27 protein-coding genes are annotated in these 25,192 nt (G+C 40.4%); 10 read left to right on the top strand and 17 right to left on the bottom strand.

The genetic code is table 11. The annotated features are described in order from the left end of the window. Positions 1-137: 137 nt before the first annotated feature. Both ACH0CI_RS06835 and ACH0CI_RS06830 read left to right on the top strand, forming a co-directional pair. Positions 138-350, top strand: a complete 213-nt coding sequence (locus ACH0CI_RS06835) for a cold-shock protein (protein WP_049165754.1) — start codon at positions 138-140, stop codon at positions 348-350. Positions 351-798: 448 nt separating this feature from the next. After that, positions 799-1,305, top strand: a complete 507-nt coding sequence (locus tag ACH0CI_RS06830) for a hypothetical protein (protein WP_406901378.1) — start codon at positions 799-801, stop codon at positions 1,303-1,305. 113 nt (positions 1,306-1,418) lie between these two features. Here the strand turns inward: ACH0CI_RS06830 and ACH0CI_RS06825 are convergent, their stop codons facing one another. From ACH0CI_RS06825 to ACH0CI_RS06810, 4 genes are all read right to left on the bottom strand, one after another. Beyond that, entirely contained in the window at positions 1,419-1,916 is a 498-nt protein-coding gene (locus tag ACH0CI_RS06825) for an ankyrin repeat domain-containing protein (RefSeq protein ID WP_406901107.1), read from the bottom strand. Between the two features lie 136 nt (positions 1,917-2,052). Further along, positions 2,053-3,564, bottom strand: coding sequence for a methyl-accepting chemotaxis protein (locus ACH0CI_RS06820; protein ID WP_406901106.1), 1,512 nt, complete (start codon positions 3,562-3,564; stop codon positions 2,053-2,055). Positions 3,565-3,581: 17 nt separating this feature from the next. Continuing rightward, on the bottom strand, positions 3,582-5,225 hold the full coding sequence (locus tag ACH0CI_RS06815; protein WP_335707984.1) for a diguanylate cyclase domain-containing protein: 1,644 nt from the start codon (positions 5,223-5,225) through the stop codon (positions 3,582-3,584). A 338-nt stretch (positions 5,226-5,563) separates the two neighbouring features. Further along, positions 5,564-6,898 (bottom strand): SH3 domain-containing protein, encoded by a 1,335-nt coding sequence (locus ACH0CI_RS06810; RefSeq protein ID WP_406901105.1) that lies wholly within the window; start codon positions 6,896-6,898, stop codon positions 5,564-5,566. A gap of 347 nt (positions 6,899-7,245) precedes the next feature. Between ACH0CI_RS06810 and ACH0CI_RS06805 the strand changes: the two genes are divergently transcribed. From ACH0CI_RS06805 to ACH0CI_RS06795, 3 genes are all read left to right on the top strand, one after another. Then, positions 7,246-8,457 carry an AGE family epimerase/isomerase gene (locus tag ACH0CI_RS06805; RefSeq protein WP_406901104.1) on the top strand — a complete coding sequence of 404 codons (1,212 nt, stop codon included), beginning with the start codon at positions 7,246-7,248 and terminating at the stop codon, positions 8,455-8,457. Positions 8,458-8,585: 128 nt separating this feature from the next. Continuing rightward, a complete protein-coding gene (locus ACH0CI_RS06800) occupies positions 8,586-8,891 on the top strand; it encodes a hypothetical protein (protein WP_230624686.1) in 306 nt (101 codons plus the stop codon). 17 nt (positions 8,892-8,908) lie between these two features. Then, the gene (locus ACH0CI_RS06795) at positions 8,909-9,211 is read left to right on the top strand and encodes a hypothetical protein (RefSeq protein ID WP_016764991.1); all 303 of its coding nucleotides are present in this window, start codon (positions 8,909-8,911) and stop codon (positions 9,209-9,211) included. 172 nt (positions 9,212-9,383) lie between these two features. Here ACH0CI_RS06795 and ACH0CI_RS06790 read toward each other — a convergent pair whose 3' ends face one another. Continuing rightward, entirely contained in the window at positions 9,384-10,325 is a 942-nt protein-coding gene (locus tag ACH0CI_RS06790; protein WP_335707982.1) for a magnesium transporter CorA family protein, read from the bottom strand. Between the two features lie 166 nt (positions 10,326-10,491). Between ACH0CI_RS06790 and ACH0CI_RS06785 the strand changes: the two genes are divergently transcribed. Further along, a complete protein-coding gene (locus ACH0CI_RS06785; protein ID WP_060745161.1) occupies positions 10,492-11,349 on the top strand; it encodes an STAS domain-containing protein in 858 nt (285 codons plus the stop codon). Positions 11,350-11,392: 43 nt separating this feature from the next. Here the strand turns inward: ACH0CI_RS06785 and ACH0CI_RS06780 are convergent, their stop codons facing one another. Together ACH0CI_RS06780 and ACH0CI_RS06775 are read right to left on the bottom strand one after the other, a co-directional pair. Next, complete coding sequence (locus ACH0CI_RS06780; RefSeq protein WP_028409498.1) at positions 11,393-11,617, bottom strand: hypothetical protein; 225 nt, start codon at positions 11,615-11,617, stop codon at positions 11,393-11,395. Positions 11,618-11,648: 31 nt separating this feature from the next. Next, the gene (locus ACH0CI_RS06775; RefSeq protein ID WP_221778004.1) at positions 11,649-12,518 is read right to left on the bottom strand and encodes an SDR family oxidoreductase; all 870 of its coding nucleotides are present in this window, start codon (positions 12,516-12,518) and stop codon (positions 11,649-11,651) included. Positions 12,519-12,739: 221 nt separating this feature from the next. On the opposite strand from ACH0CI_RS06775, the gene ACH0CI_RS06770 reads away from it, so the two are divergent. Further along, positions 12,740-13,078 (top strand): YflT domain-containing protein, encoded by a 339-nt coding sequence (locus ACH0CI_RS06770; protein ID WP_045290948.1) that lies wholly within the window; start codon positions 12,740-12,742, stop codon positions 13,076-13,078. Between the two features lie 291 nt (positions 13,079-13,369). On the opposite strand, the gene ACH0CI_RS06765 is transcribed toward ACH0CI_RS06770, so the two are convergent. Beyond that, positions 13,370-13,540: a hypothetical protein gene (locus tag ACH0CI_RS06765; protein ID WP_169746655.1), complete on the bottom strand. Its 171-nt coding sequence runs from the start codon at positions 13,538-13,540 to the stop codon at positions 13,370-13,372. Between the two features lie 103 nt (positions 13,541-13,643). Here ACH0CI_RS06765 and ACH0CI_RS06760 point away from each other — a divergent pair, with 103 nt between their 5' ends. Continuing rightward, positions 13,644-14,573 carry an SDR family oxidoreductase gene (locus ACH0CI_RS06760; protein WP_406901103.1) on the top strand — a complete coding sequence of 310 codons (930 nt, stop codon included), beginning with the start codon at positions 13,644-13,646 and terminating at the stop codon, positions 14,571-14,573. Positions 14,574-14,618: 45 nt separating this feature from the next. On the opposite strand, the gene ACH0CI_RS06755 is transcribed toward ACH0CI_RS06760, so the two are convergent. The 6 genes from ACH0CI_RS06755 to ACH0CI_RS06730 form a co-directional block, all read right to left on the bottom strand. Beyond that, entirely contained in the window at positions 14,619-16,274 is a 1,656-nt protein-coding gene (locus ACH0CI_RS06755) for a M14 family metallopeptidase (protein ID WP_406901102.1), read from the bottom strand. A gap of 186 nt (positions 16,275-16,460) precedes the next feature. Beyond that, positions 16,461-16,640, bottom strand: a complete 180-nt coding sequence (locus ACH0CI_RS06750; RefSeq protein ID WP_335707979.1) for a hypothetical protein — start codon at positions 16,638-16,640, stop codon at positions 16,461-16,463. Between the two features lie 212 nt (positions 16,641-16,852). Continuing rightward, a complete protein-coding gene (locus tag ACH0CI_RS06745) occupies positions 16,853-17,047 on the bottom strand; it encodes a hypothetical protein (protein ID WP_406901101.1) in 195 nt (64 codons plus the stop codon). 43 nt (positions 17,048-17,090) lie between these two features. Then, positions 17,091-18,170, bottom strand: a complete 1,080-nt coding sequence (locus ACH0CI_RS06740) for a DNA alkylation repair protein (RefSeq protein ID WP_406901100.1) — start codon at positions 18,168-18,170, stop codon at positions 17,091-17,093. Between the two features lie 2 nt (positions 18,171-18,172). After that, entirely contained in the window at positions 18,173-18,655 is a 483-nt protein-coding gene (locus ACH0CI_RS06735; protein WP_406901099.1) for a GNAT family N-acetyltransferase, read from the bottom strand. 81 nt (positions 18,656-18,736) lie between these two features. Beyond that, positions 18,737-19,222: a DUF2306 domain-containing protein gene (locus tag ACH0CI_RS06730; RefSeq protein ID WP_406901098.1), complete on the bottom strand. Its 486-nt coding sequence runs from the start codon at positions 19,220-19,222 to the stop codon at positions 18,737-18,739. Positions 19,223-19,382: 160 nt separating this feature from the next. On the opposite strand from ACH0CI_RS06730, the gene ACH0CI_RS06725 reads away from it, so the two are divergent. Continuing rightward, positions 19,383-20,513, top strand: coding sequence for a GerAB/ArcD/ProY family transporter (locus tag ACH0CI_RS06725; protein WP_406901097.1), 1,131 nt, complete (start codon positions 19,383-19,385; stop codon positions 20,511-20,513). Positions 20,514-20,587: 74 nt separating this feature from the next. Next, positions 20,588-21,055: a hypothetical protein gene (locus ACH0CI_RS06720; protein WP_406901096.1), complete on the top strand. Its 468-nt coding sequence runs from the start codon at positions 20,588-20,590 to the stop codon at positions 21,053-21,055. 87 nt (positions 21,056-21,142) lie between these two features. Here the strand turns inward: ACH0CI_RS06720 and ACH0CI_RS06715 are convergent, their stop codons facing one another. The 3 genes from ACH0CI_RS06715 to ACH0CI_RS06705 are packed head-to-tail and all read right to left on the bottom strand — an operon-like array spanning position 21,143 to position 24,999. Beyond that, positions 21,143-22,462, bottom strand: coding sequence for an MFS transporter (locus ACH0CI_RS06715; RefSeq protein ID WP_406901095.1), 1,320 nt, complete (start codon positions 22,460-22,462; stop codon positions 21,143-21,145). Next, entirely contained in the window at positions 22,449-24,083 is a 1,635-nt protein-coding gene (locus ACH0CI_RS06710) for a PEP-utilizing enzyme (protein WP_406901094.1), read from the bottom strand. The genes ACH0CI_RS06715 and ACH0CI_RS06710 overlap by 14 nt, the downstream gene beginning before the upstream one ends. Positions 24,084-24,105: 22 nt before the next feature. Next, positions 24,106-24,999 (bottom strand): PEP/pyruvate-binding domain-containing protein, encoded by an 894-nt coding sequence (locus ACH0CI_RS06705; protein ID WP_406901093.1) that lies wholly within the window; start codon positions 24,997-24,999, stop codon positions 24,106-24,108. Positions 25,000-25,192: the final 193 nt, after the last annotated feature.

Genomic DNA, 25,192 nt, shown 5'->3' with positions numbered 1-25,192 from the left:
AAATTGTTAGGCCCTCCCTATTTACTTTCACCCCTATTCTTCTAATCAGTATACCTGCCATAATGGGATTGAAATTTCAGGGTTTGGGTAAAAAACTACTATGAATTTATTTCTATACTTATAAGGGGGCTTTTTCAATGAGCAAACATAAAGGAACCGTTAAATCGTTCAATGAACCAAAAGGATCTGGATTTATCACACCCGAGGACGGATCAAAAGAAGTGTTCGTTCACTCTAATGCAATCGACCGTGAGGAATATAAAAACCTGTCAGAAGGACAAAAAGTAGAGTTTGAAATTCAAGAAGGAGCTAAAGGACCCAGCGCTATAAAAGTACACCCTGTTGACTAATAGAGTGACATTTACATACAGGTTATGAGTAGACTCTCGAATCGAATACTCTTCGAATAAAAACACCTCTTCGACTTTCGTTCGAACGAGGTGTTTTTTATATAATGCAACTAATTCTACATTCAAAATTAGTTACTAGTGGCTATTAAAAAACACAGTTCTAAAGTTGTCGGACAAGTATCCAAACATTTCCTCTATGAGTGAATACAGTATAGAGTACTGCAAAGAAAGGATGATTATTATAAAAAAGTATTATTTCCATTACAATGATAAAGATGATAAATATTATGTAGAAAAATCTTATCCTCACAAGAAGAAAGCTTCCCTTAACAATAAGAAAGAGCAGCATCAAGAAGATGCTCCTGAGGAAGCACGCGGCTGGGCTTATGGTCACGAAGAAGATAGCTCTGAAGAATCACAAGTTTGGACTTATGGACGCGCAGAGGATTTGTATGAGGAGTCACATGATTGGGCTTCTAACTGTAAAGAAGATAAAGACAAAAAAGGAAGTACGCGGGAGTCAGCATTTAGAGCGCTCAATTTAACGATGCCTCAAAACGTTCCTGCAAATACGTTTGTAAAAGCAGTTTTCCCAACTGAACAATTTGATTTAGCAAATGAATATAACCCGATTACTTCTGCCTTCCGCCCCAAAAAAGATGGCGTATATTCCATCATTGCTACAATTGGATTCTCTCCTAACGACCAGATGCTAGATTATAGAACTCGCATTGAAATACGTGTAAATGGGACAACCGCTATCGCTATCGATAACGATTTCTTCGGCGGGAACACACCGTTTGTTAATGCGGTATCTGTGTCTACTATTTATAATTTAGAAGCTGGAGACCGCGTTGAAGTTTTTGTTCAAAGTAGCATAGCCGGTACAATCGTCACATCCGAAGATGGCTCACATTTTGAAGCAGCAAGATTTCCTTCTCCAACAAACAACTAAACAAATGGAACATTAGCTTTTAGAGAAAAGTATAAATCCCCTTTTGCAGATAGCTTCATATCTCAAAAAAGGGGATTTGTACTAAATTCAGTGATCTAACGGCAGAAAGTTTTTTAAGCGTTGGTATTTACATAATTTTTTAATAGATTTATTACATTTTCTTGTCCATTCTCTATCGCTACATCAAGCGGCGTTTGATCATCATCTTTTTTCACCTGAATCTGAGCTCCGTTTTCAACTAAAAGTTTGGCGATGTCTTCTGCGCCGAGCAGGGCAGCTTCGTGAAGGCTTGTCCATCCGCTGCTTTGCTTGGCGTTGCTGTCTGCACCGCCCTGTAATAAAATCTCTACCACTTTTGTCTGTTTATTGGCAACAGCTGCGTGAAGCGGCATATTTTCATTGCTATTTTTCGCCCGAGCTTTCATGTTCGCTCCTAATGATAGCAATAGTTTTACAGTTTCTTCTTTCCCAAAATACGAAGCTAAGTGAAGCGGTGTCCATCCGTCTGAATTAAATTCATTAATAAGTGCAGGGTTTTCACCAATCAAAACTTTTATTTCTTCATTATTTCCACTCATTGCGGCCTGTGTAAGTTCTTCCATTCTATCCATATGCCATTCCCCCATATAAAAGATGAATTGCTTATCCTTCCATTTTATCACATATAACTGGAAAATAAGCGAATCGTATTTCTAATGAAGAGGCTAAAAATTATGTACGTCTACGTCATCTTCTGCTCTACCTCACTCACGCTTGCTTCGCTAACTTTTCCGTTACGCTGCCAAGCTCTTCAACTAACCCGCTTAAAAATTCCGCCGTCTGGTCGATAGTCTGCAGCGATTGCAGCTGACGCACGGAAGCAGAAGAAATGCTGCTGCTGCTTGCGGCTGATTGGTTCGCAAAAGCGGTCATCTCGCTGACGGCACGGAGCACCTGCGTAGATCCGGCTGCTATTTGCTGTGCGGAAGCAGCCGTTTGCTGAATTTGTTCATGAACGTACGTAGATGCGTCGGCGATTCGGTTAAAAACATTTTCCGCTTCGTTGGCTAGTAAAATACCGTTTTTTACATCAGCAGTTCCTGATTGAATAAATGCTACGGCTTGAGACGTTTCTTGCTGAATATGCTGAATGAGTCTTGCTACTTGTTCGGCTGACTGATTGGATTGTTCTGCAAGTTTGCGAACTTCCGCTGCTACGACCACAAACCCTTTACCATGTTCGCCTGCGCGCGCTGCTTCAATTGCAGCATTTAGCGCCAGTAGATTTGTTTGTGCAGCAATGCCTGAAATCACACTCATAATATCATTGATTTCTGCAGAACGTTCTTTTAACTGATGAATAACGCTAGCTGCATGCTGAACAGAAGAATCGATTGTATGAATTTGTTGAATGGCTTCTTGAATTTTTTCTTTTCCCTGCACGGCTTCATTTGCTGTTTGATCAGAAGCTTTGCTGACTGCCGCTGAAGCCTCGGCTATTTTGGTTACGCCTTGCGTCATCTCATCTAGAAACTCACTGCTTTTTTGAGCCATTATTACCTGCTGGTCCGCTCCTGCCGCTAGCTCTTGCATTGAAGCCGTCGTATGATGACTCGCTGCTTGCGATTCTTCTAAGCTTTCTTTTAAGTCAGCAACCGTTTGGCTTACCTGACCATTCGTTTCATGCAGTTTTTTCACCATGTCATAAATAATATGCTGCTTTTGTTCATTTTGCTGCTGAAGCTGTTTTGTATATTTTTTCTTTGAAGTAATTTGCCAAGCGGTTGCCCCTGATGTAAAAAGCAAATAAGCCGCGTGAAGGCAAAGCATCGAAAAGGAATAAGAAGACGTTCCGAAAATAATCGGCGTGAAAAATGAAACAAAAAATCCCGCTAGATGCTCGATAACAAAAATACCCGTCATTAACAATAACAGCTTTACATTTTCATAGTAGGAAAGAATAGCTATCACCATAAAAATTGAAAAATGATACTCGACCATTCCTCCTCCGCCTACAACCGTGCTGATACTTGAAAACGTCAGCGTTAGCGTTACGAACGCAGGTACGAGCTTATGCTTTTTAACGTACAGCACAAGCAGCACGCCAAGAAAAAGAATAGGAAGCATCAAAAAGATCAATAACACTTCGCCTGGCGTTGAATGATGTCCCATTGACATGCCGGACATATCCATCGGCCAAATACGATGAATGATATGTATGAGCAGAGAAAGTATCACTGCTCCGCTTGATAAGACAACCATTAACTTATGTTTATTCATATTTATCCCTTTCTATATTAGACAATACTTTCTTTATCTATAGAATCGGCTACAGATTGGTTTTTTTTATAGAAATTCACGTTATTTTTCCCCTGTCGTTTTCCTTCGTACAGCGCTTGATCCGCCTGTTTTAGCAGGTCTTGAAAGGACTCTCCGTTTTCTGGATAATAAGCGGCTCCAATTGTCGATGTAGCTGTAAAGATGCAGGATTCAATACTCCATTCTTTTTGAAGCTCTCGGTGAATTCGTTCCATGATCTGCTGGATTTCCTCGCGCCTTTCAATGTGCCGAAGCAAAATAACAAATTCATCCCCTCCGAGGCGATACGCTTCGTCACATGTGCGAATGCAAGACGTTAAGCGATGTGCGTACTGAATTAAAAATGCATCGCCGATATCATGACCAAATTGATCGTTCACTTCTTTAAAATTATCACAGTCTAAAAACAGCAGGCCAAATCTTTCCTTTTGCTCGATCGCAGCCTGCACTTGTTTTTGCAGCATCATTCGATTCGGCACCCCCGTCAAACTGTCATGAAACGCCTTAAACTTCAGCTGATTTTCTAGGTTTTTTTGCGCAGTAATATCAGTTTGAATCAGCGCGTAGCTTGAGATTCGGTGATGAATATCGGTCAGCGGAACAATGGTCTTATGGCTCCACACGATAACGCCTTCTTTTGTTATGCTTTTGACTTGCCCTCTCCAAACCTTTCCTTGGCCAATACTTTCAAGAACCCGAAGGTCATAGCTTACATCAAATAACTTGTATGATTGTCCGATTAGCTCTTCTTTTTCATAGCCAAATATCGTACAGAACATATCATTGACATATCTAATCGTTCCATATGGATCCAGGACGCTTACGATTGCGGACTCATCAAGGGCATACTTCATGTTTGCTAAATCTTTCACCGTGTTTTCCAGCTTTATTTCAGCTGTCTTTTCCTTTGTAACGTCCTGAGCAATCAAGTAAATACCCATCCATTCATTTTCCACGATGATGGGCACGTTTGTAACATATAAATAAATCATTCCTTTTTCTTTGTGCCACGCTTGGATTTCTTTGCTGTAGCTTTGGTTGTATATGATGTGATGCAGAGGCAAAGCACGAACATCAATCTTCAGTTCTTCTAGAAGCTGCATGTAAGAACTATTGATAATCTCTTGCGTATCGTAACCGAACATTTGCTCACAGGCAGGATTTGCTTGAACAATTTTACCGCTTAGATCCATCATACATATGGCGTTTTCATGGTTCATAAAAAGCGACTTATACCGCTCCATGCTTTGGGCTAAGTCTTTTTTTAACTCTTGGATATTTTTACTCATCACTAATAAGTGAGTACTGTTGTCGGCATCATCAAAAATGGGGGTAAGCGTTGTTTCAAACGCTTCAGCTGCATCTGAGACGGTATTTATGTCATGGTAGGTAACTGGCTTTTTTGTTTCCATCGCTTTTATATAGTAAGGATAAAGGGAGTGATACGCCAGCTCAGAGAGTACGCTTTCTAGCCGCATGCCCGCTTCTCCTTGGCACCGTACAAGCTTAGCAGCCGCTTTATTCATTTTTTTATAATAAAGATGTTGGTTCTTTACTTCCGCCAAAAAAACCAGCTCATTCATTTGATCAAAATAAAATTCAAACATATGATCTTTCAACATGATAGGATGCATCTCCTTCGTTTTTTCACAGATGAACGCCCCCTGTACTTTACACTTCTGTATGAAATATACACTAGATCTTTTCACACACAAACACAACTTTAAATGTACAAACAGTAGTTCTTTTGTATCATTACCTACCCTCCTTCACAAGAAGGGTAAACATGGTGAGCAAAAATAAAAGAGATTGAGGCATAACAAACCACTAGAAGCACCTACATACATGAAAGCTATCTTTATCACAACAATAAAAAGATCCGAACGCGTTTGATTCTAAATCAAACGCGTTCGGATCTTCCGTCAACTAAGCTACTTTTATTCCAGACTCTTTTTTAAACCTACTTAATTCCGTAATATTCTTCAAGCGTAATGCCTTTACTCTTAATCGCCTGCGCCACTGGTTTGCCTACATAGCGCAAATGCCACGGCTCATATTTATAGCCGGTTACCGCGTCTTTCCCTTTTGGATAGCGAATAATAAATCCATATTCGGCTGCATGGGCATCGAGCCAAGCTGCTTCTTTTGTTCCGCCAAAGCAGTCTTGAGCAGCACATGTGCCGTCTCCTTTTGTTACATCAATTCCAAGACCCGTTTCATGTTCACTCGTGCCTGGCAGTGCGCTATAAGTTGCCGCTTTATCATAACCGTCTCGTTGAACATATGAACTAAAAAGCGCGCTTTGCGTTGCATGTGAACGGTAAGCTGATACGCCAAGAAGTGTAACGCCTTGTTTTTTCGCACCCGCAAATAACTGTGCAATAGCAGCGGCTGCTTCACTGCGCATTTTTTTCTTTTCCGTTTGTTCTTTGAATGTAAATGGAATCGTTGTATATACTAAATCTTTCGGAACGTAGTTTTCCGGAAGCTTGTTTTGTTTATTCACAACAACTTGTATACTTTCAGGGTTCGAAACCACTTTCATGCCAGCTAATGCTCGTACGTATTGACCGCTTACATAGCCAACCTTACCTTGATACGTAATTTTCAGCCAGCCGTTTGCTGCTTTAGCCGTCACGTCGAGCTGTGTGCCGGCTTTAAGTGTTGCCATGACAGCACCAGCAGTTGAAGCAGCTGTTCGAACATTTAAATTCGCCGTTGCCACATAGACAGAAGATGCTGGAGCTGGAGTCGGAGCTGTTTCAGAAGAACCTGTTGATTCTTTCACGTACTGTGTGCTCACGTAACCCGTTTTGCCTTGATAGCTCACTTTTAGCCAGCCGTTCGCTGCTTGTTCTGCCGACGTTAGCTGCGTGCCTTGTTTGACCGTTACCACAATCGCGCTTGAGGTCGATGGATTGCTTCGAATATTTAAATTTGCCGTTGTTACATAAGTTTTAGTCGTTGAACTCGCTGACTTTTTAACATACTCACTGCTTACGTAACCCGTTTTGCCTTGATAGCTTACTTTCAGCCAGCCGCTTGCTGCTTGTCCAACTACCGTTAGCTGCGTGCCTTGTTTAACTGTCGCAATAATCGCGTTGGACGTTGATGGACCGCTTCGAATATTTAAATTCGCCGTGGTTGTATAGGTTTCCGCCGCTGCGCTTGCGACAGTTGGCTCACCCGTAAAATGTAAGGGATGAAGACCTAGAGTTCCAGCTCCTACAAGTGTAAAAGCAAGACCAGTTACCGCTAATTTTTTGTAAAATCTTTGTTTGTTCACTTCTGTCATTTTTTATACCTCATTTGCAAAATATAATAGAAATACATGCTGCCAGTTTAATAGATTAAGTGAAAACAGGATCCGATGTTTAAGCTCAATCTTAAACTAGCCACACTAAATAAAATCATTTGACGTCTAGAGGCTCTGTACATTTGTTCGTTCCAGCTAGCACGTACTTTTAGAATACCGGATAATCGTGTCAAAAGTATATCAAAATATTTCAAACTTGTTTCCAAACTGATACATTTTCAACAAAAATAGAATAATAGAGCAAAAACAGCAAAAAAACCCTTACGTTTACTCCCAATGGCTTAGGGTAAAAAACAATTAAAAACAAAGATTGAGATGGTGATAAAATGAATACGGCAACGGATTTTTCCTCAACTGCGTTTCGAGAACCTCACACATTAAAACAGCATATTTTTGATACGCTTCATTTCTACTACCCAGCTTGTATTGACCAAAAAAACGGCGGGTATATCCATGAATACTACGACGACGGCACCGTCAACAACACGCATTCAAAGCACTTGGTAAGTACGGCGCGCTTTATTTATATCTTCAGTGTAGGGGCTCTTTTAGACGGACCGGATTGGTGCAAAGAAGCAGCTCAGCACGGCATTCGTTTTCTACAAAACAACCATTATGATAGAGAGAACGGCGGGTATTTTTTTGAAATAGCCGATGACGGAGAAGTAAAAGATGATTCTAAACAAGCATATGGCCACGCTTTTGCTCTTTTAGCTTCTTCCATCGCGTACCAAGCCGGCATTTCAGAAGCAAAAGAAACAATTGAACAGGTATATGACGTGATGGAAAAGTACTTTTGGGAAGATGCGCACGGCTTTTACCGAGACGAATGGGACGCATCGTGGTCAGCTTCTTCTTTCTATCGCGGCCAAAATGCAAACATGCATATGTGTGAAGCGATGCTTTCTGCCTTTGAAGCAACAAGAGATAAAAAATACGTAGACCGAGCGTACACGCTTGCAAAAGGCGTTACGCAGCAGCTTGCTGAACGATCTGGCGGCATGATTTGGGAGCATTATGATACAGACTGGCAGCCGGATTGGGACTACAATAAAAACAACACAAAAGATGAATTTCGTCCGTACGGCTTTATACCAGGACATCAGTTTGAATGGAGCAAGCTGCTTTTATGGCTTGATCGGCACCGTTCGGAAAACTGGATGACAGAACGTGCAAAGTATTTGTTTGATAAGGGCTGGAACCGAGGCTGGGATGCTAAGTACGGAGGTCTTTACTTTGCGCTGTCTCCTCAAGAAGAGGTCATTGACCGGGACAAAAACTACTGGGTGATGGCCGAAGCCATTTCTGCGGCTTCACTGCTCGGGGTAAAAACCGGAGACAGCGGATATTGGAAAGCATACGACGCCCTGTTCTCCTACTGTCAGAAACACTTTATCGATCACACATATGGAGGCTGGTATCAGCTGTTAAATCAGGAAAACGAACGCTACAGCTCGAAAAAAAGCCCGGCTCCTAAAGCCGATTATCACCCTGTAGCAGCTTGCTATCAAACGCTGATAGCACTGGATTCTCTCTAAGATAACGACAAAGAAGAAACCGTTTTCTTCCAAATACGTTTATTTCGTTTATTTAAGGGAATTTACTTACTAACAATCATTGTTTCTATATTTCATAAAAAGCACGACTATATATATAAGGAGTGAAGATGATGTATTTTTACGCGTTAGCACAAGGAACAGATTCTGGAGACCCAGTAACACTGCATCATGAGAAGCAGTTTTCGAAAAAAGAATTTCTAGCGATGTTTAACGAAGCATTAGATGAGTTGGATACGCATCCATCTCCAAGCGCTGTCGGTGAATACCTTTGCCGTGCATACGGATTTCAAGAAATTGAAATCGAGACGGGTGTTGTCTGCTACTGCGCTCCTTTTAGAAAGCTAGACGACTCGGATATTATAGAAGACCGCACGTACATGGACGCCACGACAGGAACATTAAAATACAACTAATCAAAAAGAAAGGTTGGATGCGTGTGAAGACCGTACAGAACATTTATCGAACGAGTGAAGCTGTACCAGAATCGGGCGCTTACATTTGTGCGGAAGGTGAAATTAAACTCTTTCAAAAAGATGATCTTTTTACACCTTGCCCACACACACGTGAATCAACGACGTGGAAGCCCGTAGATGACGCCTTTTCAACCGGAGAATTGGTTCCGCAAACCGGTCGCTATACCGACGAAAACGGCAATCAAGTAAAGCTAAAAGAAAACGATTTATTCCCAAGGTGCCTTCGTTCAGGTGAGCCTACGACGTGGAGGCGAGGATAACAAACAACAAAGAGGCTGGGACAAAAATAGTTTAGCCCAAGTGAAAAACGAACCACTCATCAACATGTTTGATGAGTGGTTCGTTTTTTGTGATGGTGAATATAGTTTGATCTCCTTTGTTCGCCTTTAGATTGGATTCATTTCGTTATGTCTCAACCTCTTTTATTAAAGCTTATTTAAAAAATGAGTTCTTTTTTCTTCCTTTTAACAGATCGCCCGTCCAACCTTTCATTCGTAAATAGAGATAAATGGCAATGGTCGAAAGAACGATTAAAATGAGTGCATAGATATAGCCAAACTTCAAATCAAGCTCCGGCATTCCTTTAAAGTTCATTCCCCAAAGGGCTCCAAAAGCCGTTAAAGGCGTACTGATGGCTGTCAGCAGCGTTAAAGCTTTCATAATCTCATTTCCTCGATGAGTCGACACAACTTCTTCTAATTTAATTAACGCGTCAAATTCTTTTTGATATTGTTCAATTAGCGTTAAGCCGATTTCGATTTTTTTGCACATCCGCTGATATTCGACCGTTTGGTTAATTTTTTTGTGAAACGCTTCTTCGATTCCCATGGTAACTTCTCGAACAGAACTGATTAAATTTGTCCATATAAGCAGGTCATACCGCGCTTTATGAATATCATCTAACACGTCGATGTTATTATTATGGCGCACTTCCCACAGAAGCTCTCTGAAATGACTTTCAAACTGATCAAACCCATTTAAGTGTTTTTTCATAATTTCGCCTAAAAGAATAAAAAAACTTTCCGCTGTATTAGCAGCCTGCTTCATGCGTTCAATCATTCGTTCATGATTGGTGTTCTCAAGGATTTTCAAATCGATTCCTGCCGTTATAATAAATTCCTCAGTAATATAAAAATGAAACGAATCGTAATTTTTTTGATCAAACGACTTCTTATGATAAATCAGTGAACCATAAATGAGCTCACTTTCTCCTATTACATCTACTTGAATATGATTAGAATTTTTCTTTTGAAGCTGCTGGCAAAACCATTCATCTCTTGGATACTGATAGTCTTTGATTATATCAGCTATTCCATCGGCTTCTTCTAAATCAAACTGATACCATTTCCACTGATCGCTCGTCACGGTATTCATACTTTCCCTCTTTCCCCTTTTATTAAAATTTTTCCCTATATACAATCACTTAAAACCTCACACGCAAAATAAACATACATTTCATATCCATCTTTATAAAAAAGATGCTATAATAAATACGTTGCGCACCTGCGCGATGCTTTATCAGTTTGAGAGGAGAATAACAGTGAAGAAAGATATCGCTTTACGTTCTTATCTGCTAGAAAGTGCACCAACTATGACGGAAGAATGGTATGAATCTTTGGACAAAAAATCTTCTGAAGGCGTATATACCTCTAATGATCCTGACGTCATTCAACGCTTAAAAGCGCAAAACTATGAATTTCACTTATATATTAGCAACGTCTTTATAGAAGATGAAAAAAGCTTTTTTGAATCTTTTAATACGTGGCTAAATAAAGTTGCCAAAGACCAACAGCATCTCAGAACCCCCATTCAAAGTATTATTAAAGAATTTATGAACGTCCGCAAACAATACTGCGAGTATATTCGCCGATTTGCAGAACTTCATGATGACATCACTCAGCAGCATATCGATATGTGGAATGAAAAAGTAGTACGGGTATTTGATATTATTATTTTGAAATTCATCACAGAAGCGCAGGAATATGCCTCAAACCGCCTCCGCTCTCAGCAGGAAATGATTCATGAATTAAGTTCACCTGTTATTGTGATTAAAAAAGACGTGGCTCTTTTACCGTTAGTCGGCGATATTGATACGGCAAGAGCCAAAATGATTCTAGAAAGCACGTTAAAACAGTGTGCTGAGAAGCAAATCGCTCATTTGTATATTGATTTGTCAGGAGTGGTGATGATCGATACAATGGTCGCGCACGAGCTGTTTCAGCTAATAAATGCGCTTGATTTAATCGGCGTTAAATCGATTTTATCGGGCATTCGTCCTGAATTAGCCACTACTGCGATGCAGCTTGGTTTAACTTTTGACCATATACGAATTAAATCGAATCTTGCTCAAGCATTAGAAGATGATTCAAAAATTGTAATTGCTTCTAGCACTCATTAATATAGGAATACAAACAAAAAAAACAGCCCGAGAAGGCTGTTTTTTATTTTCTATGATGAATGTTTTCAGAACCTGATTCATCTTTCGTTTTGGTTTTATTTTTCTCTTCTTTTTGTTCAAGTCTTATGTCTTCCAACGGCATAGGATCAACCGTTTCTTCTTCTTTAAAACGTTCAAATAACGTTTCGTCTTGATCTGTTACACGCTGTTCCGTTTCATCTCTTTTTTTTGGTGTATTTGAAATAGATCTTTTCTGGCGTTCTCCCATCTTTTTCTCCTCCTTTATATAGGTGAAGCAATTATGTGTTCATGAAATCTCCGCCGTTGACATGAAGCGTTTGACCCGTCATATAAGATGAATCATTTGAAGCTAGCAGTACATAGCAGCCTACGTGCTCCACAGGATGCCCAGGTCTGCCCATCGGCGTATCTGTACCGAATTCTCCTACTTTATCACCTGAGAAAGTAGACGGGATAAGCGGTGTCCAAATTGGTCCTGGCGCGACAGCGTTAACGCGAATGCCGTCTTTGACAAGCGCTTGCGCCATACTGCGCGTAAAGCCGTTGATTGCACCTTTTGTCGCCGTATAATCGATCAACTGAGGATTTCCGCGGTAAGGATTAATTGACGTTGTATTAATGATCGCACTGCCTTTTCCTAAATAATCAAGCGCTTTTTTCGTAAAATAAAAATATGAATAAAAGTTCGTTTTGAACGTTCGTTCAAGCTGTTCACTCGTAATTTCTTTAATGCTTTCTTTTGGGTGCTGCTCTCCTGCATTGTTCACAAGGATATCAAGCTTTCCAAGCTCACTCACTGTTTTTTCTACCGCTTCATTACAGAACGATTCGTCTCCTACGTCTCCTGCAATCAGCAGGCATCTTACACCTTCTTCTTCAATGCGGGCTTTTGTTTCCTCCGCATCGCTATGTTCGTTTAAGTAAACGATGGCTACGTCTGCTCCTTCTTTCGCATAAGCAATGGATACAGCTCGTCCAATTCCGCTGTCTCCTCCGGTAACCAGCGCTACTTTTCCTTTTAATTTTCCTGTACCAATGTAACTGTCATCCTCATAAATAGGGAGAGGATTCATCTCACTTTCGATACCCGGCTGGCGGTCTTGCGTTTGTTGGGGCTGACCTTGTGTTTGTTGTTCTTGTAAATTCATTTTAATCTCCTCCTATTTTTGATGGAACTTTTTAGTATAGTCTACGTTTAGCCTTCTGTTTTGAAGTTCAAACATCTTTTTTAAAAATTTATTATGCTTCCATTCTTTTTTACTATCTTGGAAAATTCATAGAAAACAAGTTTAAAGTTGGAAACAAAGGTTACATGAGAAGTAGAAGATGTATTTCAGAAATATCTTTTATGAGGAGGTTTGGTTGGTGTATGAAACACATTCAAGTAGCACAAAACCAAGAGGAAGCAACCTGCGTCATCCATTCTTTTTTAAAGAAAGGATTTACAAGCAAAGATATTTATCTGCTGGCCTACGATAAAGAATGGGCTCACGAATTAACGGAGGCCACACATACAAAAAAGTATAGAATGGCAGAGCAAGGTATTTTTGAAACAGCGGTGAACATGCTTCTTTCAAGAGAAGATGAGCTGCTTTCAAAAATGGCTTCTCTCGGCTTATCTAATCAAGAAGCAAACCGGTATAAAGAAGAGATGAAACAAGGACATATCGTGGTTATTGGCGCCCAGAGCCAGTCGATTCCCTACTAAAGTATAAAAGAGCTGAAACGTTTTCTAATAGGCTATAAGGGTATTTAGTAAAATAAACCATTTTTTATCAAGAAAGGAAGTTATAACGATGTTAAATTATTTGGGAATTCACATAGGCTCTCTTTACTTCCCTACCAGTATTTTGCTTATCACGTTTCTCGTATTAATCGGCTTTTTTATTTATTTCCTCTCTAGAAAAAGAAAAAATCGCCATGAATCAGGTGAGCAATCGCGCGGAAAATAAAAGAGAATGTCAAAGTAAAAGCCCTTCATGCAGAAGGGCTCTTTGTACTATAAAACAGGAAGATACTTCTCATAGCGCGGGTTTACATAAAAAGGCGGACGAGGTCCTAAAAGCGGCATCATAAGAGGCTGAGGGTCCGAGTTATAGATTACTTTCACCGTCTGATTTGACCCGTCCATCAGCAATAGCTTCACTTCTTCACTGTAGTAATATCGCATGAACTCCCCTTCTTTCTCGCACTCTACACTCTTTATAAGTATGCATGAGAGATTAATCTATGTCATAGAGTGAAAGAGTGATGCTTTTTGAGGAGGTTGTTTTATGTGTCCAAACAATGAATTTTATCAGGACAAGCAAGGGTATCCGATGCAGCCGAATTACGGAAAAATTACGCGCTATGAAGACGTTCCGATTACGGTGCCTGAACAGCGGCAGCTTCGCCAGCCCGGGTTAGAAAGTTTGATGGTTCCGCGTCCCATTATCGAAAATCCGCATTACAATGGCAGCGGCAAATTAAAAGGGAAAGTTGCTCTCATTACAGGCGGTGACAGCGGAATCGGAGCTGCCGCTGCCATCGCCTTTGCCAAAGAAGGAGCAGACGTTGCGATTGCTTATTTAGATGAACATGAAGACGCGAATCGTACGAAAAAACGGATTGAAGAACTTAGTCAAAAATGTGTGCTGCTTCCCGGCGACGTGCGGGACAAACAGCACTGTAAAGACATCGTCGAAAAAACGGTAGAAACGTTCGGTCAGCTTGATATTTTGTGCAATAACGTAGGCGTTCAGTTTCAGCAGATGAGTCTTTTAGATATTACTGATGAGCAGTTTGATCATACGTTTAAAGTGAATATTTACTCGCACTTTTACACGACGCGTGCTGCTCTGCCGCATTTAAAAGCCGGCAGCTCAATTATTAATACCGCTTCAATTGTGACGTATAAAGGCTATGAGCAGTTAATTGACTACACGGCAACCAAAGGAGCCATTGTTGGTTTCACTCGGGCGCTTTCCAATAGTGTGATTAAAGACGGCATTCGCGTAAACGCAGTAGCTCCGGGCCGCATTTGGACACCTCTCATTCCAGCAAGCTTTTCAGCTGATCAAGTAACACAAGTAGACAATCCGATGGAACGCCAGGGACAGCCCTTTGAACTTGCTCCGACCTACGTGTATCTCGCAAGCAATGACTCACGGTTTGTCACAGGGCAAACGCTTCATGTAAACGGCGGAGAATGGGTTTCTTCTTAAAAATCTCAATATAAAAAGCGTGAAGTCAGGCTCCACGCTTTTTCATTATTTACGGGATTCTTTTTGCAAAGGCGATTTTTCAATGGAACGCGTAAACCGGTAAACATCAAGTTCTTGTCCTACTTCTGAAGGCAAATAACCAAACGTTGTGAAGCTGTCCACAGATTCTGGCTCAAGCGATAGAGACAATAAACTGTTTTGCGGCTGAGACGTTAAAAAGACGTAGCTTCCTTTTGGGAACGTCACCATTTTTGACTTGACGATTGTTTGCACATCCACATTTGGTTTATTTTCGTAGACTTCATTTTCAATGCGGCTGCTGACATTATACGCTTCTACTGAAAGAGCCGTGTCTTTCGTTAACTTGAAGCCTTTTACGCCTTGTCCCTGCAGTTTTTCTGTCAACTCTTCATGTCCTGGTTTTAAAAGATAAGCAGTCGGACGTTCGCGGACAAGCGTCGGCGTTGCTTTCTTTGCACTGTAGTATGTCACAGGAATTTCTTTAACAGACGCGCTTTCAACATCCACCATTTCTAACGTCGAATTCGGTATTTTTTTATTTTCGCTGTTCACTACAATTGGGTCATGGTCATTTGCATTTTTTCCTTTTTTGACAAGCGCCGCTTTTTCTTTTGCAATCAGCGCTTTAATTTGTTTGGCGTGAGCGGCTGTTTGTGTAATCAGCTTTTCTTGCGTAGCAATTTGTGCACTCACTCGTCGCGGAAAGTCTTCTCGGCCAATGCCGATTCCTCTGCTTTCGACTAAAAATGAAAACGATGGATACAAGCCTAGTGAGTTTCGGCCGATTCGCGGTTCAACTGAGCCTTCTTCTACTTCAAGCTGCCCTTGTTTATTCACTTGAGACGTATAGTATACTTCTCCTGAATACCCTTGCTTTTCAATGGCTGTAAGCGTACTGTTCACAAACAGCTCATCGGACACGTCTCGAATATTCTGCGGAATATTTAAGTTTCGACCGGACTGCAGTAAAATGTCGTGATACTTCCACACGCCTTCTTTACCGATATTTTTAAATCCGCTGCTGTAAGGCGTATATTCATGAGCATCAATGACAACTTCTGGTGAAAAACGGTTAAATTCAGCTCGTACGCTCTGTACTTCCGGGCTTTCAAGCTTTATGTAGTCGCGGTTTCCATCTAAATTATTTGCTAGCTGACGCTTGAATGCATAAGATCCGTCTGGATTAATGCGCGGTACAATGACAATGTTCACTTTATTTAACACATCTTTTCCAAAGTCTTCTGTTAAACGCGTTGCAACGGCGAGTACGGATTCACCGCTTGCCGGTTCATTTCCGTGAATTTGACTTTGAAGCCAAATCGTTGGCTTTTTAGATGTTTTTCCATCCGCAAATTTCTTTTCCTTTGAAAAATACAGAGCCGGAATGTCTCGTCCTTGCTGTGATTTACCGATAATCTTCAGCTTTACGTACGGACTTTTATGAGCAAGCTTTTGAACATAGCTCATCATTTCTTCTTGAGTCGTAAATGCGTCTTGCCCTTTCAGAAATGCCGGCGTTGCTTCATTCACCTTTATTTCCGGATAAAGCGCTTTAATTTTTTCCGGCTGACTGTAGTCTTTTCCGTAATAAGGCACCTCAGCTTGTACCGCAAGCGGCGACAGCAATAATCCAATTGACAAAATCGCCGGCACGGCCGTTCGTTTTACAGTTTTTTTCATTCATTTACTCCTCCCCATCCCCTTGATTAGACATTTTAAATTTTTAAAATATTTAAAATGTTACATAAATAATTATACCGTTTAAGGAAATAACTTCAAGATAGGGGAGCTGAACTTTTTTGACTAATTTGGTGTATCAAATGAGTGTATTTATATAAAAAAGGATTGAGACATAACAAAATTAATTCAACCTGAAGACAAATAATCTGGATTAACAATTCTGACCTCTTGTTTGACCGCTGTTGATTTCCGTGCAAGGCTTCGCTTTCCGCGGGCGGCCGATGAGCCTCCTCGTCGCTTGCGCTCCTGCGGGGTCTCACCTGTCCCGCTTTTCCCGCAGGAGTCTTCGCCTTGCCCTCCAATCAACTGCTAGAAGAAACGAAACACACGAAACTATATTCACCATAAGCAAAAAACAAACCACTCGTCAAACATGTTAATCCATGGTTCATTTTTCACTTCGGCTAAAATACATTTGGCCCAGCCTCTCTTTTATGTATGAACTGCTATAAACTTTAGCCCTTCATTGAGCCCACACTGTCCGTAATTTAGCTGCACATACTCCATGCAGCTATTGATCATTTCTTTACAGATTCTAGCGTTTCTAAATCATATCGACCAATTTCTTTGTTATTTCTTGTGATGACGAGCTTTCCATGCCTCGCAGCCTCTTGGAGCTCTTTTAATTTCTGATTGGAAGGAGCCAGAGGCATTTCTTTGTTTTTAACAGTCGCGCCCAGGTCGTAGTGCACATCGACTTTTCCTTTTTTCATATAGTTAAACTCTTCAATAAAAACTCTCTCCATAAGGAAAGAGCTACTCGATCACAAAGTCCGCTTCTGCTTTTACTACTCCGTTTACAATAACAGAAAGCGTATGCGTACCGCTGTAATGTTTTCTTGTACTTAAATCTTTAAATCCATGCTTTTTTGTGACGGTAAGCGTTTGGCCTGCTTTTGCTTGAACATTTTTTAGCATAAACACTTTTTGAGTGCGGTTTCCTTTTGCTTTTACGTAATGAATTCCATACTCTATGCGAAGCGGCATGGGTTTTTCCACGGATAGCTCAAATGAAAAGTCAATGCTATCACCTATTGTAATCGTATGTGGATGTAAGCCAAGACCTGTGACAGTTACGCCTGGGTCATCTCCATAGCCAAAAAGAGACAGAGCTTCAGAATCGCCTTTTTTCAGCAGTGAACGGCACGCGTGTTTAACAATCCAGTCGGTTTTAGCGTCTTTTCCGTACCAGCTTTTCATCACATCAAGCATCCAATCTTTTTCTATGTACGAAATATCGTTTAAATGATTGGCTACGCTTTTGCGGACATACAGCGATTCATCGCGTTTTAACTGCTCTAAAATCGGCAGCGTTTGTTTTGGGTCCTGCTTTAACGCAGGTACTGATTGTCCCCACGGAAGTCTAGGTCGGCTCCCTTCGCTTGCTAATCTGCGAATATGATGGTTTTCATCTTCTGCCCATTCAATCATTTGCTGGAGCATTCGTTTTTGATCTCGAATTAAAAATGGACGCACCGCAAATTCTGATGTGGAAAACGGCGTAAAAAACGCGAGTGCTTTTATGGAAGCTTCCCAATCGTTTAATCCGTATAGTTCAACGTAATCTGGAAAAACCGTGCCTTGAAGCCCTCCTACCGTTGGAGCCCCTTTATAGAGAATATGAAGTGCTTCTTCATAATCATCTGGCAGCACTTCATGCATGGAAAGCGTAATTCTTCTCATGCGCTCTTTCAGCGCTAAGTCTTCCCAGTCCTGTTGAAAAACCAGCTCATGAAACGCTTTTTGATCAAATGAGCTCATTTCACGTGAAAAAGTGTCGCTTAAGTGCGTAATCAACTCTTCATTAAATACGCTTTTACGTAACTCTTCAGCCATACCTATCCCTCTTTTCCAGGCAGTATTTTATTTTCTTTTGAATAAAGCGCCCGCTCGTACATGCCCTTTTTAAAAATTTGCATAAACAGCTGTTTGTTTTTGACTTCTTTGAATCCGTACTGACTGTACAAACCGTGAGCATCTTTTGTCGCTAGTAAAATTTTTCGTACGTGTTGAATCGGCTGATAGCGAATCATTTCTTGTACTAATGCTTTTCCAAGGCCGTTGCCTCGCACGTGCGGAAGAATAAACACATCCGCCAAATAAGCAAACGTCGCAAAATCGGAAATAATCCGTCCAAACCCTACTTGTTTATCGCATTCATCATACACGCCAAAGCAAACGGAGTGTTCAATAGACGTTTGAACAAGGTGAAGCGGAATTCCTTTTGCCCAGTACGATTCATGATGAAGGTACGAGTAGATAACATCTATATCAAGCTTTTCTTTATCTGTATGTATGGTAAACTGATGATTTTCTTTCATGCTGTATCCTCCTTGCTTCTCTATCATAGCACAAATGTTCGCCATAGAAAAAAGCCTTTTATAGAGAAAAGGCTTTTTTCGTTAGTATGATATTTTTTTAGAAACGGAAGGCTTTTTTCGATAGCGTCTTCCGACTAAGTAAATAAGCGGACTGCCAATAATCGTCGGCAAAAACCAATAAAAAAGAGGCGGAAGCATATTTAACAGCGGAATACTGTCTCCAATATTCACAAGCAGCGCGGTAACCGCTCCGATATAAGACCCCAGCATCCCGCGAATATGATGCTGAAGCCAGCTCTTCCATTTTTGCTTGCGTGCTAAGTACCCGTATACCGCTAATCCGTATGAAAACACCGCAATATAAAATAAATAGGCAATTTCATTCCATTTCCAAACCGCTAACATGATAGCTGTAGCGGCTAGGGCTGCGTAAACACCGTGGTACACTTCTCCCCATTTGGTATGCCCTCCTTTTTTCTTAGCCGCTAGCATGGACACCGCTCCTGAAAGCAAACAAATCATTCCGAGTCCAATATGGATACTCAATATAACTTCAAATAAATCCAATACGCTCTCTCCTTTTACGTACTTCTCTCTTATATCTTCGGCTAGCGCACTTAGTTTTTAACAAAATATCCCTATTTCCTTTCCAACTCTTTACTTACATGATGCATATGCTTCACGTTAAAAAGCGCATACTAGCTGTAGAAAAGGAGGCGGATAGGCAGTGGAAAAAGCTCGAATTAGCGGATGGCAGCTGTTTGTGTTAATTACGCTCTTTGAGATTGGCAGCGCCTTTTTAGTCGGCTTAGCAATGGACGCTAAGCAAGATGCTTGGATTGCTATTTTAGTTGGTATGATCAGCAGCTATGCACTTATTTTTATGTATTATCGCTTGCACCGCTATTATCCGGATTTAGCCCTGACGGAGTATATCGAAAAAATTATTGGAAAAGTGCCGGGACGCATACTTGCTTTTCTTTACATATTATATTTTGCGAATGGAGCCGCGCGGGTGCTGCGCGATTTTGGCGCGATGCTTCTTACGTTCGTCTATCCCGATACGCCGCTTTTTATAGTGAACACTTTACTGATGCTCGGAATTATCTATACCGTTCGCCAAGGAATTGAAGTAATGGCACGTTCGGCGGAACTGCTGTTTTTCTTCATTTACGTACTCGCCGTTGCTGGCTTTATTCTTATTTTTGTTTCCGGCCTCATTGATTTTACAAGCCTGCGGCCGATTCTTGAAAAAGGCATCGCTCCGGTGCTTCGCGTTGCCTACAGCCAAACGCTTTATTTTCCTTTTGGTGAAGTGATTGTATTTGCAATGATCTTTCCATACACAAAGAATGTGAAAAAGACCGCTCTGATTGTATTCAGCGCAATCACGTTAAACGGTATTAATCTTATGATCACAATGATTGTGAATATAGGTGTGCTGGGCGTTACCTTAACATCGAGGTCTGCTTTTCCGCTTTTAAGCACCGTTCAAAGCATTCAATTTGCAGGGTTTTTAGAGCGGCTTGATGTATTTTTTATGGTGGCTTTAATCACTGGCGGCTTCTTTAAAATCGGTCTGTTTTTCTACGCCACCGTGCTGGGCCTTTCTCACGTGTTTGAGCTTAAAAACCCGTCACCGCTTGTATTTCCAATCGGCTTGGTCATTTTGTTTTATTCATTGTCTCTTGCTCAAAACTATTTCGAACATGTCTATGAAGGTTTAAAAATTATTCCGTTCACTTTACATCTTCCGTTTCAAATTGTCATTCCTGCTTTTTTACTCGTGATCGCCTTTTTAAGAAATCGAAAAAAAGTACAGTCCGTCACTGTGAAAAAGACCGCAGAAAATTCGTAGTATGTCCATTTCTCTATTGGATTTAATCTCCTAAAATTATACAATATAGTCAAGAAGCCAAAAGGAGAACCAATATGATTGGATTAATTCTTTCTATTTTAGTATTTAACGTTCTTGCTTTTAAAACAAACAAGCGCTTCACAACAAATCAAATTGTACACATTTGGATGTTCACCATTGCTGCTCAGCACATCTTTGACGTCTTTATTAATTTCAAATTTCACGGCTACTGGTATTTTACACAAGAAACAGACTGGCAAGGTATTTTTGCCTATACTGTTCTCATTCCGCCTGTGAACATGCTTTTTCTTACCTACTATCCTTTTGCCGGGAAACTCACAAAAAAAGCCGCCTACATTTTACTTTGGTCGGTTGCTGTTTTACTTTATGAAGTAGTGGCTCTTCTCCCTGCTCCTTGGGGTTATTTTCACTACGGATGGTGGACGTGGTGGTATTCGCTTCTGCTAAATCCGCTGCTGTTTTGGATGGTGGTGCAGTATTACCAGTGGGTGTGTAAAATTGAAAAAAGAGCGATCACTTAAAAATAGAATAGCCTTTGGACCAGCACATCATCATTTTCAGCACGCGCAATAAAACGAATGTCTGCTTCTCCGCTGGCTATTCCCTTTTTATTTAAAAACGTCTTTGGACAAGGAAACTTGCTTTTCTTTTCCAACTAACGACACAAGAAATCCTGCTATTCCAGCTATACATAGAACCACCAATAGACCAGTAGTACCTACTAACAAGCTTACCGCAGCTGACGCTAACATTCCTCCAATATAACGAAAAGTGGAATAAATGCCCGATGCAGTCCCTGATTGCTCTTTTTTGACAGATTGAATATTCATAGCCTGCATAGATGAAACACCGATTCCTGCTCCCACTCCTCCTACTAATAAAGATACAATGGTATAAGAAATGGATGCATTCGCTAAGTGGAAATAAAGCATCGCCGCAAGCAGTGAAATAAGAAACGATAATCGGATCGGATGTTCTTTCCCTACCTTTTCCGCTAACAATCCTCCTATCCAAGAAGAAATAGACATGGCTAATGAAAAAAAGAAAAGAAGCAAACCAATTAAACGAATATCATACTGCTTCTCTAGCAAAAGCGGAACAAACAAAATAGTACTATACATCATAAAATTGCTGCATAGAATAGAAAGATTTGAAGAAAAAAAGGGACGAACCTTAAAAAGCTTAAAATCAATCAGCGGCTCTTGGACTTTGCGTTCTTGCACAATGAAAAGAACGATAGACGCTATGCATATAAAAATAGTCCAAGCATTAAACAAATCACGGTGCGTCAGCATTAGCGTAAAGCTCGTCATGCTCACTCCAAGCAATAAAGCGCCCCCTATATCCAGCATTTTCGCTTTTTGTTTTACGTTAGACGGCACGTGTATAAATGAACAAATCAGCGATAGAACAGCAAAAGGAACGTTAAACCAAAAAATCGACGTCCATCCAAGATACTTAATTAAAAAAGCACCTAATACAGGCCCTACAGCTGCTCCTAGCCCCATTGATAATCCAAATAACCCAAGCGTTCTTCCAAGCTTTTCTTTTGGTAAACTGTGTCTCATAATCGCTGTTGCATTAGGAGTAGCTAGTGCGCCTCCTAATGCTTGCAGCGTTCGAAAAACGGTGAGCGAAAGTAAGTTATATGAAAACACACAGGCGGCAGATCCCACTAGAAAAATAATCATTCCAGCTACAAACATCGTTTTATTTCCATACAAATCCCCAAGTTTCCCCGCAATGGGCTGAGCAACTGCCATCACAATTAAATAAATAGTTACCACTACTGATACATGTACGATGGAAAGATGAAGCGCTTTGGCAATAGACGGTAAGCCTACCGCAATCATAGTGGAATTAACGGGAATTAAAAACGTTCCCGTTAAAATAGAAAAGATAATCAAAGACGGCTTACTGCTGTTCAATCGTCACCACTCCGTTAGTTCCGTCTACGGTAACAACATCTCCGTCTTTTAGTAGATCCACGGCTACTTTTGTGCCAAGGACCGCTGGAAGTTTATATTCACGAGCCACTGTTCCTGCATGAGATAAAATTCCTCCTGCATTGGTTACAATCGCGCCAGCAAGCGAAAATAACGTGGTCCAAGCAGGTGCTGTTGTTTCACACACAAGAACATCTCCTTGTTTAAGCTTAAAAAATTGACTTGGATCTGAAATGATTTTTACCACTCCCTTATAAACACCTCTTGAAGCGGCACTTCCTTTAAAGATTTTTTGCGTTTCATCTACTTCTGGAGGCCCCATTTTTCCGAATACCCGCTCCAATAAAGGATCTTCTCCTGTTTGAGGAGGCGTTCCATAAGCAGGCGGCGTTTTTTTATGACGATTTTCTTTAAACTCCTGCTTTCTATTGGCGATAAGTTCATGAGATGCCACGGGTTTTTTTAATACTTCCAGCAATTCATCGTAATAAAAATGAAAAATATCTTGAGGCTGATGAATCACTTGGTGATCAGCTAAAAGAGTTCCTACATTCAGCAGAAAAAGTCTTGCTGTAGCAGGCAGCATCGCATCGATATAAAAATGATGATCTTCATCCAACCCCCATGCGTCCAAAGCCCATCCATAAAACAGCTTAAACTGCTCTTTTCCTTCGCACTCCGGCATGTTTGCGAGTACATCACGATAGCTTTCTTCTCTCTTTTTTACGACGTCTTCATAATTTTTCTTGAAGTCGTAATCTTTACGCACATAGCCAGCAATAATCGATAGCGCATGTAAAGGATTTTCTACCCACGTCTCATCAATAAACTCGTGCGAATTTGCAGAACGATAGCCATACTCATTTAAAAAGCTTTGCAGATTCTTTAAAAATTCTCTGCCTTCAGCTGTGCCTAATAGATTTGCTTCTATTTCTTCTGACCTTTGTTCCGTAAAAGCTTGTTTTAACGGGCCGGAACGCTTTACCGTGTCAGTTAGTTCCCACAGTGCTTGATCACTTTCAAGTGACTTGTTCATCACGCCTTCCAGCAGATCATATACGTAGGCGGTATTCGCGTCTCCGGTCAAGTTTCCATATAGCTCTTCTAAAATCATTCCTAAATCACTTCTTGGCATGACAATTTCAAAGTGAAGCTGCCAAGCTTTTTTATAAAAATCATGCAGCTCTTTTACTTTTTTTCCTGCTTCTTTTAAAGATAAAGGACGTTCTGCATTTCTTTTGACTTCCGTATAAAAAGGTAAAAACACCTCATTAACGTACTCGTATAATCTAGGTTTAAGTCGAGGCAACAGCGGCTTCACTGCTTCTTGGTGCTCCTTTAAGCGATCATTTACGTCACCGGGAAACGGGATATTTTGCTGATACATTTTTCCATCAGCTAATTTCACTACAAATTGATAGATTGGCAGTTTTAACGTTTCAAAACCATGCTTTGTTCCATACGTCATTGCCGGAAGCTGAAAAGAAGCGTATAGAGGACTTAATGCATGCGCGATATGTAAGTTGTCTTGTACCCAAAACCCCGTTTGTTTTTCTTCCTCACTTAAAAATAGGTCGTTTTGAAATGCAGATAATACGTTCATTTGATTTCCCCTTTCCTTTTCATTATGTAGTAACCGGTCTTACTTGAAGCAGATAAATATCTTCATCTTTTATGGCAAATTCAATGTCTACAGCGTACTGACAATATTCCTCTACTTGATTCGTTAGACGAAGCAGCTGTAGTGCTGTTTCATCTGATATAGAAAATTCATTTTTTTCTTTATTCGTTGTCATCGCTTTTGTTATTCCTGTAAAACCTGACACTAGCTTATATTCTTTTAATCCTAGTTCTTTCATTATATTATTTGTCTGTTTATGAATAATAAATAAATCCGGCGTAACACCACCTGATACGATTCCTTCTCCTAAGCCGTACGCCACGTTAATGACCACTTCATCTTCACTTTCTGTAATAGGATTTACGCTAAAAATTACTCCCGATACATCGGCTTCAACCATTCCTTGTACAAGGACACCCATCTGGGGATTAGAAAGCGAAATTTCCTTATCTCCGGCATACGCTTGAACCACGGATGAAAAGTAAGAAGCCCAGCATCTTTTTATACTTGCCAAAAGTTCTTCGCTGTTTCTTACGTTTAATATCGTTTCATACTGTCCGGCAAAAGACGCATTTTCCAAATCTTCAAGTGCGGAAGAAGATCTTACGGCTACGGCTTCTACACCAGCACCTTGAACGTTAGTATACGAAGAAACAATTTCTTTTTGCAGAGCTGCAGAAAACGTACCGCTTTGAATCTTCTTTTCTATGACGCTGCTATCTTCTGCTTTTATTTCTATTTGGTTAAATGTTAAAAAGGAAAGTAATGCGTGAGATGTTAAAACAAATCCTTTAGGGATATGAGAAACGTGCTGAATCATTTTTGAAAGATTGTAAGCTTTTGAACCTACTGCTTGAAGTTCTGCATAACATGCTTTTTCTAAAGAGACGATATGCAATTACTTCACCTCCTTTCATTTACATCAAAAGATCATCAAATACAGCGATAAAATTCCACTTAAACCCATGGTGGAGTTTTATAAAATTAACCTAATTTTAAATATCTTTACAAAAAAATCACAAACCACATTCACTAGAATATGATTTGTGATCTTTTTTATAACTAACACATTTGAAATTCGTATTGTTTTG

This window comes from Priestia sp. 179-F W1.4 NHS, assembly GCF_045369295.1.
In the GTDB taxonomy this organism is placed as follows: Bacteria; Bacillota; Bacilli; order Bacillales; family Bacillaceae_H; genus Priestia; species Priestia zanthoxyli.
Note: the sequence above shows the minus strand (reverse complement) of the source record. Positions and strands in the feature narration are given on the sequence as shown.

Excerpts from the sequence above, each read along its gene's own strand:
- ACH0CI_RS06765 (WP_169746655.1), bottom strand. The coding sequence starts at position 13,540 with ATGCGATATTACTACAGTGAAGAAGTGAAGCTATTGCTGATGGACGGG.
- ACH0CI_RS06835 (WP_049165754.1), top strand. The coding sequence starts at position 138 with ATGAGCAAACATAAAGGAACCGTTAAATCGTTCAATGAACCAAAAGGA.
- ACH0CI_RS06735 (WP_406901099.1), bottom strand. The coding sequence starts at position 18,655 with ATGAAAGAAAATCATCAGTTTACCATACATACAGATAAAGAAAAGCTT.
- ACH0CI_RS06745 (WP_406901101.1), bottom strand. The coding sequence starts at position 17,047 with ATGAAAAAAGGAAAAGTCGATGTGCACTACGACCTGGGCGCGACTGTT.
- ACH0CI_RS06755 (WP_406901102.1), bottom strand. The coding sequence starts at position 16,274 with ATGAAAAAAACTGTAAAACGAACGGCCGTGCCGGCGATTTTGTCAATT.
- ACH0CI_RS06770 (WP_045290948.1), top strand. The coding sequence starts at position 12,740 with ATGAAACACATTCAAGTAGCACAAAACCAAGAGGAAGCAACCTGCGTC.
- ACH0CI_RS06795 (WP_016764991.1), top strand. The coding sequence starts at position 8,909 with ATGCGTGTGAAGACCGTACAGAACATTTATCGAACGAGTGAAGCTGTA.
- ACH0CI_RS06810 (WP_406901105.1), bottom strand. The coding sequence starts at position 6,898 with ATGACAGAAGTGAACAAACAAAGATTTTACAAAAAATTAGCGGTAACT.
- ACH0CI_RS06780 (WP_028409498.1), bottom strand. The coding sequence starts at position 11,617 with ATGGGAGAACGCCAGAAAAGATCTATTTCAAATACACCAAAAAAAAGA.
- ACH0CI_RS06790 (WP_335707982.1), bottom strand. The coding sequence starts at position 10,325 with ATGAATACCGTGACGAGCGATCAGTGGAAATGGTATCAGTTTGATTTA.
- ACH0CI_RS06805 (WP_406901104.1), top strand. The coding sequence starts at position 7,246 with ATGAATACGGCAACGGATTTTTCCTCAACTGCGTTTCGAGAACCTCAC.
- ACH0CI_RS06775 (WP_221778004.1), bottom strand. The coding sequence starts at position 12,518 with ATGAATTTACAAGAACAACAAACACAAGGTCAGCCCCAACAAACGCAA.
- ACH0CI_RS06820 (WP_406901106.1), bottom strand. The coding sequence starts at position 3,564 with ATGAATAAACATAAGTTAATGGTTGTCTTATCAAGCGGAGCAGTGATA.
- ACH0CI_RS06720 (WP_406901096.1), top strand. The coding sequence starts at position 20,588 with ATGATTGGATTAATTCTTTCTATTTTAGTATTTAACGTTCTTGCTTTT.
- ACH0CI_RS06825 (WP_406901107.1), bottom strand. The coding sequence starts at position 1,916 with ATGGATAGAATGGAAGAACTTACACAGGCCGCAATGAGTGGAAATAAT.
- ACH0CI_RS06815 (WP_335707984.1), bottom strand. The coding sequence starts at position 5,225 with ATGTTGAAAGATCATATGTTTGAATTTTATTTTGATCAAATGAATGAG.
- ACH0CI_RS06710 (WP_406901094.1), bottom strand. The coding sequence starts at position 24,083 with ATGAACGTATTATCTGCATTTCAAAACGACCTATTTTTAAGTGAGGAA.
- ACH0CI_RS06740 (WP_406901100.1), bottom strand. The coding sequence starts at position 18,170 with ATGGCTGAAGAGTTACGTAAAAGCGTATTTAATGAAGAGTTGATTACG.
- ACH0CI_RS06800 (WP_230624686.1), top strand. The coding sequence starts at position 8,586 with ATGATGTATTTTTACGCGTTAGCACAAGGAACAGATTCTGGAGACCCA.
- ACH0CI_RS06760 (WP_406901103.1), top strand. The coding sequence starts at position 13,644 with ATGTGTCCAAACAATGAATTTTATCAGGACAAGCAAGGGTATCCGATG.